We start from the raw sequence: 11,967 nt of genomic DNA, 5'->3' as shown, positions 1-11,967 counted from the left end.
TTGCGTTAGTGTAAAACATCGTCAACTGCAAATGCGAATTATTATGAGCTGATCACAAAGATAGTAGCTTATCTGTAAAGTCAGGTCGAGTACGTTGCATATTTATTATTGTTTTTTGATCAACGTCTTGATCTTTCTCTATGGCTCAGTCACACTTGGAATAGTTCAAAAGTTGGGGAGAAGATCATGCCGTTTGTGCAGCGTGATACATCGGGTCAAATCACAGGAATTTTTCAGCAGTCTCAGGATGGTGCTGATGAAGAAATTCCTCTAAATCACCCTGATATTCTGGCCTTTTTGAATACACAAGATGGCGCTGCCGCAACCTTGCTGGATTTGGCAGAAAGTGACATGGCCATGGCACGTGTTATTGAGGATTTAATTGAAATTCTAACCCTTAAAGGGGTGATTGACCTTGATGATTTACCCGCAGCAGCCCGTGATAAACTTAATCAAAGGCAGGAATTGCGCTACTCTTTAGAAGAGGCCTTGGCAATGTTTGGTGGAGGTAAGGTGATTTAATGGCCTCCCTTTACATACGTCTGGGTGGTGAACCTGCCATGGAAGCATTGGCTGAATTTCTTTATGAGCGTATTGCGCTAGATGAAGATCTCAATCGTTTCTTTAAAAATATGGATTTTGCGGCTCAACAGCAAAAGCAGGTGGATTTTCTATCTGATATTTTTGGCGGCCCAAAATTGGATCATGAGCTTGATCTGCGCGCCGTGCATCGCCCACTAGTGGCACGTGGCATGAATGAAAGCCATTTTAATAAAGTCGCTGAACATGTGATCGATATTCTTCGTGAAATGCACACAGAAGAAAGTGATATTACGGCAGCGATTGAAAAGATTGCCACTTTTAAGGACGATATTCTGGATCAATAAGCTTGCTTTACAGGGCGGCTAAATCAGGCTATGTAAGTTTCAAATGAAACTAAATGGCTTTTTATATGTTACGCCCTGACTCCTTCCTTTTTGCAGTGATTTTAACGGCACTGGTCGCTTTTGGTCCGATCTCGACGGACATGTACCTCCCGTCACTACCTGCAATGAAAGTGGATTTTGGGGCGACTGTTTCGCAAGTTCAGTTAACGCTTAGCATCTTTTTAGCTGGATTTGCCGTTTCACAGCTTTTTTATGGTCCGCTTTCTGATCGATTTGGCAGAAGACCTATTCTTTTATTCGGTATTGTGGTTTATGGGGTGGCAAGTGTTGCCTGTTTTATGTCAACTACAATCGAAGCTCTGATAATTTCACGATTTTTTCAAGCCTTTGGGGCTTGTAGTGGGCCTGTTTTAGGGCGTGCAATTGTGCGTGATGTTTATGGGCAAGAACGTGCAGCCCAAGTGCTGGCCTATATGGGCTCTGCCATGGCCTTGGCGCCAGCTGTTGCGCCTATGTTTGGTGGGTATTTACAAATCTGGTTTGGTTGGCAAGCAAGTTTCGTGGTGATTAGTATTTTTGCCGCCATCCTTGTTGTGCTTGTGGCCTTGTTAATTCGCGAAACTAACGAGCATCAAAACCCAGAAGCCCTAAAGCCTGCGCGCATAATTGGTAATTATCTTGAGCTGCTTAAACATCGTGGCTTTCTGGGGTATGTGTTACTAAACAGCTTTGTCTTTTCAGGGTTGTTTGCCTTTATTTCAGGCTCTTCCTTTGTCTTTATCGATGTGTTTGGTTTGGAACCCAATATCTATGGTATCTGTTTTGGTGTGGTTGTTTGTGGCTATATCACTGGAACATTGATTGCGGGCAAGCTGTCGCGCAAACTGGGCGGACCGAAAATGTTGCGCTATGGTAGCTTACTTTCTCTATTTGGCGGGGCTTTGCTGGTGGGGGTCGCTTATGGCGGGGGTGATAGCGCTGTGAGTGTCGTGTCCCCCATGGTCATCTTTATGATGAGTGTGGGGATTGTGATGCCTAATTCTATGGCAGGCGCTATTGGACCTTTTCCAAAAATGGCGGGCTCAGCTTCGGCCTTGATGGGTTTTTTACAAATGAGTTGTGCTGCTCTTGTCGGGGGCAGTGTTGGTCTGCTTCATAATGGCACGCATCTGCCCATGGTCAGTGCCATTGCCTTGATGGGTTTGATGACCTTTGTGACCTATCTGATTTTCATCAGAAAGAAAACCTAAGTTATTTGGGGCGACGTGCTGTTACAACCTGTTTCCACAGACCAATGTTTTTAAGGTGTGTGGAAAAAGAAATCCCGCTTACGCCAATGCCTTCAGAGGTGCCTTTTTTCGTCGTTGCCACATGGGTATAAGCGATTTTATAGGTGCCCTTATCATTATAGAAAATGGGCGAGCCTGAATCCCCATGTACTGCATCACAGCCATGTTTGATGACATTATATTGTTTGTTATAGCCCTTCATTTTACAGTCGTTATTCACACTGAGGATATGGGCTTTGTCTTGGCTGTAGCCTGCTTGAATGAAACGGGTTTTGCCGCGTGTGAGGCTGCGAAATAGGGCTTGATCAACGGCTGAGATTGGAATGGTGCCGACCTTTTTGCTCATATCTGCTTTAAGCTCAATGAAGGCCCAGTCTTTGGAGGCCACAGAAAGGCGTTGGCCTTTTTTCGGATCATAACCGGATGGGATATGGAATTTTGTGCCAATGCTATGTTCAATAAAACTGCCGCGACGATAGCCTGCCAGGAAATGGATGGTATGGGGCTTGAGCCAGACTTTGCGCTTTTTATTCCACAAACAATGCGCCGCAGTCAGCACCAGTTTGGGGGCAACAAGTGTGCCTGTGCAAAAACCGCCGATTTCTTTATTAAGCCGGCCAATGGCTGTCCACGGGTATTTGTTTTTTTCAATCAGGATGCGATCATCTTTGCCTTTAATGCCGCGCAATTGTGCTTTTTCAGCCGCAAAAAGGGGGCTCATTGAAAACATAAGAAGGGTCAGGCAGAGGATAAATCGCATGTTGCTTTCCTACTGGTTATGAACAGACAGGTCCGTAATAGTTGGGTTTTCCCCACATAAAGGACAACCTTTATCGCGTTTGACTTTCACATTTCTAAATTCACTGTGAAGGGCGTCATAAATCATTAAAGTGCCAGACATGGACTGACCAATGCCCATGATTTCTTTGAGGATTTCTGTTGCTTGGAGTGAACCCATGGTGCCGCAAATTGCCCCGAGCACACCCGCCTCTGAACAGGTCGGGACTTGTCCCGGCGGTGGTGGTTCGCGAAAAATGCAGCGATAACACGGCTTATCTTCGCCCTCAAGGTGGGCTTTATAGGTGGAAAGTTGCCCATCAAAGCGCAAAATTGCGGCTGAAACGAGGGTTTTCTTGGCGAAGTAACAGGCATCATTGATTAAAAAGCGGGTGGCGAAATTATCAGTGCCATCGGCCACAATATCGTACTGTGAAATGATTGAATTGATATTGCCCGTATTTAAACGTTCTTGATAGAGGTTGATGTTGAGAGCAGGATTGATCGACAGCAAGCTTTCTTTTGCACTTTCTACCTTAGCCACATCAATTGTTTGCGTGCTGTGGATAATTTGACGCTGCAGGTTGGAAAGGTCCACCACATCATCATCAATAATACCGATTGTGCCCACGCCAGCGGCTGCGAGATAGAGTAAAACAGGCGCACCAAGCCCACCAGCCCCGACAACCAGAACCTTGGCATTAAGCAGCTTACTTTGACCAACACCGCCCACTTCAGGCAGGAGGATATGGCGGGCATAGCGTTCTAATTGTTCTTCGTTGAAATCCATCGTCTGAGTTCCCTAATAAGACATATGATTTTTCACATAGCTGTGGAGGTGATGCAAGTCATCATCGTGAAATAATCAATGACTTATCGATTCTCTATATAAGTCATTCAACGCATGAGTTGAATGAGGGCTGAAGCAGTGCATACACCCTACTCTTTAAGCTAGAGGTTGACGTAAGGGCAATTATACTTTCGAGGTATGGGTGGCTAAAAAGTGAGCATTTGCACATAAAAGGGCTTAATTATTTTTATGTGAATGGTATACAGCGGGGCAAATACACAAAAATAATGCAAAATTGGGCGCTAGAGGACATTATGAAACTTCATGACATAAACATATCACGAAAACTTCCGGTATTTACGGTGATGTTGATCGTGCTGACAGGCATTTTGTTGAGCAGCACCATCTTAATGAAAGTGAATGATGGTTTTGAAGAGGCGGCAAAAGAAAAGCTGGTTGCCTTGGCAACGGCGCGAAAGTCCGAGTTGTCAAACTATCTCAATATCATTGCTAGTGATTTGAATATTCAATCAAATAGCCCCGTTGTCGTGGATGCCATGGATGATTTTGCAAAAGCATGGGCGAATGTGGGGGGCAATAAGCTTGATGTGCTGCAAAAAGCCTATATTACGGATAACCCAAATCCGCTTGGTGAAAAGCATAAGCTCAAGGCTGCAAATACGGGCTCGCACTATGATGAAATTCATGGGCAATATCACCCGTTTTTCCGTAATTTGCTTGAACAGCGCGCTTATTATGATGTCTTCCTTATCGACCCTCAGGGCAATGTGATTTATAGTGTCTTTAAGGAATTGGATTATGCAACCAACCTGAATACAGGCAAGTGGGCAGAGTCTGATCTGGCAAATGTCTATAAAGATGTTGCAGCTGCGCCAAGCCCCGATAAAACCATCTTCAAAGATTTCCGTCCCTATGCCCCAAGCTATGATGCGCCTGCCAGTTTCTTAGGCCGCGCTGTTTATAATGCCAATGATGTTTTTGTGGGTGTGTTGATTTATCAAATGCCAATCGGTGAAATTAACCGCATTATGCAAGCTTCTGCCGGTATGGGCGAAAGTGGTGAGACGTACATTGTAGGTGAAGATTTCTTCATGCGCAGTGACTCGCGTTTTTCCAAAGAAAGCACGATTTTAAAAAGCAAGGTTGAAGGCGCAACTGTGAAAGCAGCCCTTAAGGGCCAAGAAGGTGCGGATATCGTTGCGGATTATCGCGGCATTGATGTGGTTTCAGCCTATAGCCCTTTGACGTTTTTAAGTGCCAATTGGGCGATTTTGGCTGAAATTGATGTCTCAGAAGCCATGGAGACATCTGCAAGTGTGCGCAATATCAGCCTAATGGGTATGGTGGTGATTTCCATCATCGGTGCCTTGATCGCCATCTGGTTTGCCCGCAGCATTACGAGGCCGATTTCCACCAATGTGAATGCCATGAATATTCTGGCAACAGGTAATACGGATATTCATATTTCTGGAAAAGGGCGTGGTGATGAGGTCGGTGATATTTCACGTGCCTTACAGGTCTTTAAAGAAAATAAGATCAAGGCTGATGAGTTACAACTGGCTCAGGAAAAACGTCAAAGAGAGCGTATTGAACGTGCTGAAAAAATTGAAAATCTCATCAATAACTTCAGAGGTGAGGTAACGCAGTCCCTTGATGCAATGGGCGCGCAGGCAACGGACCTTGAAGGCAGTTCACAAAATATGTCAGCCATGTCAGAGCAAACTTCCACGCAAGCAACAGCCGTTGCAGCTGCTTCAGACCAAGCCGCAGCAAATGTGCAAACAGTGGCAGGTGCAGCTGAAGAGCTCAGTGCATCGGTGAATGAAATTAATGTTCAGATTGATGAATCTTCGCGCATTACCGAAGAAGCCCGCAGTAAAGCACAAGATGCCAATGAGTTGGTCAACAGTCTGGATGAGGCCGTTTCGCGCATTGGTGAAGTGGTTAATTTGATTAATGATATTGCTGATCAAACCAACCTTTTGGCCCTAAACGCCACCATTGAGGCCGCGCGTGCAGGTGAGGCGGGTAAAGGCTTTGCGGTCGTGGCAAGTGAGGTGAAAAACCTTGCCAACCAAACAGGTAAGGCAACAGAAGAAATCTCTTCTCAAATTGGCGCGGTACAGCATCGCACAAGTGATGCGGTCAGTGCCATTCAGGCCATTGGTGAAGTTGTAAATCGCGTGAGTTCGATCTCAGGCTCAATTGTTACTGCGCTTGAAGAACAAAGTGCAGCAACGGGTGAGATTGCACGCAATGTGCAAGAAGCCGCCAAAGGTACGCAGGAAGTTTCTGCCAATATCTCTGGTGTGAATGAGGCTGCGACAAATTCTGGTGAAACAGCAAATCACGTTCTGGAAGCAGCCAGACAGGTGAATGATCAGGCTGATAGCTTGAGAGATAAAGTCACAGAGTTTCTTGAGGGCGTTCAATCAGCTTAAAAGAAAACTGATCCAAAGTAAAAGCCCCGCACAAATAAATGTGCGGGGCTTTTTTATATGGTCATTATGATTTTGATTTCTGAACCACAATGCGACTAACGATACCCATGCCACCTTCATGAAAGCTGGAAGGTGCAAGCTCTCTTTCCGTTTCTTCCAGATGAAGGACTTTATAGGCGTTGAAGTCATGGGCGAGATCAAGGGCTGTGTAACAAAGCTCGCGAACTTGTGGCCCACCACAACCGCGCCCGAGATTATCGGGGTGAAAACATTCTAGAATGAAAATGCCGTTTTCTTTTAAGCTGTCCATCATGGCTTGATGCATGGCTGGGCGCTCATCAGGCATAAAATAAAGATGCAGGCAGGCAACCCCGTCATAGCTGTTGAGTGGCCAGTTCCATTTTAAAAGGTCTGTGCATAAACCTTCAAAATGGCTAGAGACTTTGCGCGTATCTGCTTGGGCTATGGCTTTATCCACTCCATTTTTTGAGCCATCAACGGAAAAGACATGAAAGCCCTGTTCAGCCAGCCAGACCCCGTTGCGCCCTTCGCCATCACCAACGCATAATATTTTTGCGCCTTCTTTATATAAAGGAGATTTTTGAGTGAGAAAACCATTGGGTGTTGTGCCAAAAACCAGCTCGTCACTGGCGTATTTCTCATCCCATTTTTCAATTACTTTATTCATCCGGTTGCATCGGTCCTTCTTTTAGTACCATGAGCCTAAAGGCTTCAATGGGAACGGGCGGGCTGAAATAATAGCCTTGGATATATTCACAGCCTCCTTTGCGAAGCTGTTCCATCTGTGTTTCTTTTTCGACCCCTTCTGCAACCACTTTCAGATTAAGGCTTTGCGCCATGGACAGGATGGCAGAAACAACGGCTGCGGCCTCGCTATCACTTGTGAGGTCCAGAATGAAACTGCGATCAATCTTGATCGTTGTGATGGGAAAACGCCGCAGATAGCTGAGAGAGGAATAGCCCGTGCCAAAATCATCAATAGACAGGCCGACCCCAAGTTCGCGCACTTTATGGAGCTGCTCAATGACGGTCTCATCATCTACGATCAACAGGCTTTCTGTGATTTCCAGTGTGAGGCGTTCAGCCGGAAGCCCGGTCATCTCCAGTGTGTTTTGCACCAGTTCAACCACGTTAATTCGCTGGAACTGACGCGAGGACATATTGACTGAAACGCCCGGTGGGGTGTCTGTTTTCTTGGCCCAAATCATGGCTTCACGACAGGCTTTTTGCAAAACCCATTCCCCGATGGGAATGATTAGGCCTGTATCTTCAGCCAGCGGAATGAACTTATCAGGATAAACATTGCCATATTCAGGCTGGTGCCATCTGAGCAACACTTCACAGCTTGAAAGGTTGCCGGTTTGCACGTCTACAATAGGTTGGTAATGAAGCACGAACTCTTCACGCTCTAAGGCTTGGTGAAGCGCAGTTTCAAGGGCGCGGCGCTCTGTTGCCTCATCGTTCATCTCGCGGGTGAAGAATTGGCTTAAATTACGCCCATTTTCCTTGGCCTGATACATGGCTGTATCAGCATTTTTGAGCAGGTCTTCCACATTGGTTGCATCATTGGGGAAAATGGTAATTCCGATACTGCCGGAAACAAAGGCAATGTTATTATCCAGATCATAAGGTGCGGATAGTTTTGCCAGAAGGTTTTCCGCAAGATGTTCAACTTGGCGGAAATCTGTTAAATCAGCAATGATGACGGTAAATTCATCACCGCCAAGGCGCGCGACTGTATCTGACTTGCGCACCAAGGAAGTCAAACGATTGGCGGCTTCTTGTAAAAGCAGGTCACCATAGGCATGCCCCAATGTATCATTTACATGTTTAAAACGATCCAGATCAATAAAGAGAAGGGCGATTTTCGTGTGGCTACGCTCAGCACTGATTAAGGCGCGTTGCAAGCGATCAAGAAACAGACTGCGATTAGGCAGGCCCGTTAGGGCATCATAGTTGGCCTGATAGAGGATGCGTTCTTCATCTTTTTTGCGGTTGGTGATATCGCTAAACAGGCTGATGTAACGGATAATTTTACCATGGTCGTCCTGAATGGTTTTGATTGAGAGCCACTGGGGGTAGACTTCACCGTTTTTGCGGCGGTTCCAAATCTCGCCTTCCCATCGCCCGGTTTTGAGCAAGGCCTCCATCATTTGCGCGAAAAATTGTTCCTTGTGGCGGCCCGATTTTAACATGGAAGGCGGCTGGCCCCTGACTTCATCAATGGTATAGCCGGTGATATCGCTAAAGGAGGAATTGACGGTTTCAATTTTGTTATTCTCATCACAAACCATAATGGCTTCAGAGGCTGCTTCAAAAACGGCAGCGGCAAGTTCAAGCTGTTCTTCAGCCTGTTTGCGATGGGTAATATCTTCTTTAACAGCAATGAAATGGGTGATTTGCCCGTGGGTATTCTTGATAGCGCTGAGTGAGGCACTTTCCCAAAAAATGCTGCCGTCTTTTCTTTTGTTGCAAAACTCCCCATGCCATTCTTCACCTTGAAGCAGTTGTTTCCACATATGGGAATAATCTGTTTTTGTTTCGATATTGGCAGATAGAACATTAGGGTTCTGTCCGATAATTTCCTCCAGGCTGTAGCCGGAAATTTCCGTGAATTTTGGGTTTACATATTCAATGGCGGCCTCAGCATTTGTGATCATCACACTGACAGGGCTTTGCTCAACGGCTTGGGACAGTTTCCTTAAGTTGCTTTCGCTTTGGCGGCGCATATGGTTTTCGCTGTGAACCGCATGAAAGGTGCGTTGAACCTGATTGGCAGATAAGATAATGATGGTCGAAAAAATAAGCCCGATAATGGCATTGGCAACAGTTTGTTCGCGCCAAGGGGCGATGATTTTTTCAAAAGGTAATTCTGTACTGATGACAAGACCAAAATTAGGGACTTGTGTATGGGTGGTCAGCGTTGCCTCGTCATAGGGGCGATCAGCATGATTAACGCTCAATTGTCGTTTTTCCCCAGACAGGATCATAGAGATATCATGATCAAAAGATTGTTGTTTGGGGATACTTAAAAGGCGTGACTCCGCCTTATAAAGTGCAAAACGATAGGAATGATCTTTTAAGCCAATGGTGTAGATTTTTTTGAGATAGTTTGAATCAATTTTAGCAACCACATAGCCCACAAGTTTACCAAGGGGATCATATATAGGGCGGCTTAAGCCAATTGAATGTGCCCCTTGCAGCGGGCCGATCATCAACTGGCGTTTAGGGTTGCGCAAAAGCCGGACCATAAACTTGTCATCGGTAATGGATTTAAATTGGGAATAATCAAAGCGATGGATAAAAAGGCTTTCACCACCAGCTTTAAGAATATGGACTTCTTTAAGCTGTTGCAGCCCCGCAAAGGCGGTTGCCAGCTGGTCATGGGCCATAACTGGATTGTCTTTTAAGGACTGCCATTCTTTAGAAAAATGAGTGACCGTGCGCATCATGGCGAGATCAACCGTCTTAATAGAAGAAGAGGTGTGATAGGCAAGACGGTTGCCTAAATTTTCAAGATGGTCTTCTGCTTGACTGACTTCACCCTCGTAACTTTTCCATGCAAAACCACTGCCGATGATCCACAGGATCAGGGCTAAAAATATCCCGCCGAGAAGAACGTTGAAATTTGCACCTTCTTCCGGGTCATGACTTGTGCTGTCTGTGGACATGTGTGGTTTCACGTTCAGCCTTCTTTGTTTCTTATGTTAAAAGCCATTATTGTTAAATAACGTCTTTTCCCCAATAGCTTAACTATACCACTTTCAGTGGCGTGAATCTATCTATCCAATCAGCTAGTAATTTTGTTAAATGTAAAAAGACTTTCTTTTTGCACTTGCGAAAAGCTCGTGTATGTTGATCACGTTATATATAGTGCCAAACCACATAGACTTTAGAGAAGGGGAAGATCGTGTCACTTTATGCTGATCTTTATGAGGCCAAGAAAACAACGGCCCATGATGCGGTCGCAAGCATTGCGGATCGTTCAAACTTGATTTTAGGCATGAGTGCGGCTATGCCGCCAGCTTTAATGGAGGCTGTTGCCAGCCGGGCCAAGCAGGGCTGGTTTACCAATCTTAATGTCTATTATATGCATGCCAGCGAAGCAGCGACAGAATCGCTTTTTGTGCCTGAGCTCATGCATGTGATTAAACCTCACCCTTTATTTATGAGTGGTCATGACCGCCAATTGGCCAAGCAAGGCTATGCAAAAGGCGAAGAATGGGTTCATTTCGTGCCCTGTCTTTTCCATCAGGCGGGCCGTTTGCTCACAGAATCCATTTCACCGGATTGTTTTGTGGTCACCGTTTCACCAATGGATAAGGCAGGTTACTTCTCTTTGGGGACCAATCCTGATTATGGTGCGACCGTTGTGCGCAAAGCCAAGCGTATCATCGTTGAAGTGAACGAGAATATGCCGCGCACCTTCGGGGAAAGCCTGCTGCATATCTCCGATATCGACATGATCGTTGAAAATAGCCCGCCTTTGATGGAAACCATCATCGGTGGCGGCGGTGTTGAAGATGAAAAGATCGCCCACTTTATTGCAGAGCGTATTCCCGATGGGGCGACTTTGCAGATGGGAATCGGCGCGGTCCCCAATTCTGTGATGGGGCAGTTGGAAAGCCACAAAGACTTAGGCCTTCATTCAGAGCTCTTTTCACCGCCCATGGTCGAGCTTATCAAAAAAGGTGTGCTTAACGGGCGACGCAAAACGTTGATGCCTTATAAACATGTCTACACATTGGCCCTTGGGGACCGTGATATGTTTGATTTCATGGATGATAACCCCTCTATTGTGGGCTATCCGGTGGCTTGGGTGAATAATCCGTCCGTGATTCGCAAAAATGAAAATATGATTTCGGTCAATGCGGCGATTGAGGTGGATTTCACCGGTCAGGTGAACTCTGAAAGTATTGGCGGGCATCAATTCTCTGGTACAGGCGGTCAGCTGGACTTTGTACGTGGTGCTTATGCCGCACCGGGCGGTAAATCCTTTATTGCGCTCCATTCCACAGCCAAGAAAGGCACCGTATCGCGAATCACCCCAGATATCACTGGTGGGGCGATTACCGATCCTCGCATGGATGTACAATATGTTGTCACAGAATATGGTGTGGCCGATATGAAAGGGCGCTCCTTACAAGAACGTGCCCAGGCTTTGATCAATATTGCCCATCCGGATTTCCGTGAAGAACTCTCACGCGACGCCCATGATAAGGGTATGATGTAAGAATCAGTCTTTAAGTATTCTCTAGAATCTAAAAAGCCTCCCAGATTTTCATGGGAGGCTTTTTTTATTTCTTCAGGTGTAAGTGAACACGGCCTTTGAAGTTATCCGGGTCAACAACGACTCCTTTATGGACAATCTCAATCTTGCCGGTTTTGCCCAAATGCATGGCCTGTTGTTTGACAGCTTGCATATATTTGCGCCAGAGCTGGGGGCCATCTTTAGGCTTTTTGCGTTGTTCGCCAATGACTTTCGCCATTTGCTCTACGGTGAGGGCAGACCCGTCAGCCAGTGTATCAAGAATACTTTGGGCGATGGGATCAATGACGGGTTCTTCCGTCTCTTCTGTATCATGTGTCATAACTACCCTTTTAACATAGCTGGCTTTTGACATGTAAGGCCTTTTGCTCGAGTCTCAGTTTTTTATATATAAGAGAAATAATATCTTATTTAATAACAATAACTTAGTATGATTAAGTCAGTTTTTGTGACCTTTTTTGATAATTTTTTG

Annotated in this window: 10 protein-coding genes; 5 read left to right on the top strand and 5 right to left on the bottom strand. The window is 45.7% G+C overall.

Annotated features, from left to right (window positions below):
* Positions 1 to 186: 186 nt before the first annotated feature.
* The 3 genes from MTBPR1_RS05955 to MTBPR1_RS05945 all read left to right on the top strand — a co-directional run bounded on the left by MTBPR1_RS05955 (position 187) and on the right by MTBPR1_RS05945 (position 2,137).
* Complete coding sequence (locus MTBPR1_RS05955) at positions 187 to 522, top strand: hypothetical protein (protein ID WP_069186657.1); 336 nt, start codon at positions 187 to 189, stop codon at positions 520 to 522.
* On the top strand, positions 522 to 887 hold the full coding sequence (locus tag MTBPR1_RS05950; RefSeq protein ID WP_069186656.1) for a group I truncated hemoglobin: 366 nt from the start codon (positions 522 to 524) through the stop codon (positions 885 to 887). Before MTBPR1_RS05955 ends, MTBPR1_RS05950 begins: the two co-directional genes overlap by 1 nt.
* 65 nt (positions 888 to 952) lie before the next feature.
* Entirely contained in the window at positions 953 to 2,137 is a 1,185-nt protein-coding gene (locus MTBPR1_RS05945; protein ID WP_069186695.1) for a Bcr/CflA family multidrug efflux MFS transporter, read from the top strand.
* 1 nt (position 2,138) lies between these two features.
* Here MTBPR1_RS05945 and MTBPR1_RS05940 read toward each other — a convergent pair whose 3' ends face one another.
* Positions 2,139 to 2,936 (bottom strand): trypsin-like serine peptidase, encoded by a 798-nt coding sequence (locus MTBPR1_RS05940; RefSeq protein ID WP_069186655.1) that lies wholly within the window; start codon positions 2,934 to 2,936, stop codon positions 2,139 to 2,141.
* Positions 2,937 to 2,945: 9 nt separating this feature from the next.
* On the bottom strand, positions 2,946 to 3,743 hold the full coding sequence (locus tag MTBPR1_RS05935; protein WP_069186654.1) for a HesA/MoeB/ThiF family protein: 798 nt from the start codon (positions 3,741 to 3,743) through the stop codon (positions 2,946 to 2,948).
* Positions 3,744 to 4,057: 314 nt separating this feature from the next.
* On the opposite strand from MTBPR1_RS05935, the gene MTBPR1_RS05930 reads away from it, so the two are divergent.
* Positions 4,058 to 6,205: a methyl-accepting chemotaxis protein gene (locus MTBPR1_RS05930; RefSeq protein ID WP_069186653.1), complete on the top strand. Its 2,148-nt coding sequence runs from the start codon at positions 4,058 to 4,060 to the stop codon at positions 6,203 to 6,205.
* A 64-nt stretch (positions 6,206 to 6,269) separates the two neighbouring features.
* Here MTBPR1_RS05930 and MTBPR1_RS05925 read toward each other — a convergent pair whose 3' ends face one another.
* Together MTBPR1_RS05925 and MTBPR1_RS05920 are read right to left on the bottom strand one after the other, a co-directional pair.
* Positions 6,270 to 6,893 carry a class I SAM-dependent methyltransferase gene (locus MTBPR1_RS05925; protein WP_069186652.1) on the bottom strand — a complete coding sequence of 208 codons (624 nt, stop codon included), beginning with the start codon at positions 6,891 to 6,893 and terminating at the stop codon, positions 6,270 to 6,272.
* Positions 6,886 to 9,909 carry an EAL domain-containing protein gene (locus MTBPR1_RS05920; RefSeq protein WP_126465048.1) on the bottom strand — a complete coding sequence of 1,008 codons (3,024 nt, stop codon included), beginning with the start codon at positions 9,907 to 9,909 and terminating at the stop codon, positions 6,886 to 6,888. Before MTBPR1_RS05920 ends, MTBPR1_RS05925 begins: the two co-directional genes overlap by 8 nt.
* Positions 9,910 to 10,136: 227 nt before the next feature.
* Here MTBPR1_RS05920 and MTBPR1_RS05915 point away from each other — a divergent pair, with 227 nt between their 5' ends.
* On the top strand, positions 10,137 to 11,459 hold the full coding sequence (locus MTBPR1_RS05915) for an acetyl-CoA hydrolase/transferase family protein (RefSeq protein WP_069186650.1): 1,323 nt from the start codon (positions 10,137 to 10,139) through the stop codon (positions 11,457 to 11,459).
* Between the two features lie 64 nt (positions 11,460 to 11,523).
* Here the strand turns inward: MTBPR1_RS05915 and MTBPR1_RS05910 are convergent, their stop codons facing one another.
* Entirely contained in the window at positions 11,524 to 11,817 is a 294-nt protein-coding gene (locus tag MTBPR1_RS05910) for a DUF3253 domain-containing protein (RefSeq protein WP_165602622.1), read from the bottom strand.
* Positions 11,818 to 11,967 lie beyond the last annotated feature (150 nt).

Origin of the sequence: Candidatus Terasakiella magnetica (assembly GCF_900093605.1) — a bacterium.
Classification (GTDB): Bacteria; Pseudomonadota; Alphaproteobacteria; order Rhodospirillales; family Terasakiellaceae; genus Terasakiella; species Terasakiella magnetica.
Note: the sequence above shows the minus strand (reverse complement) of the source record. Positions and strands in the feature narration are given on the sequence as shown.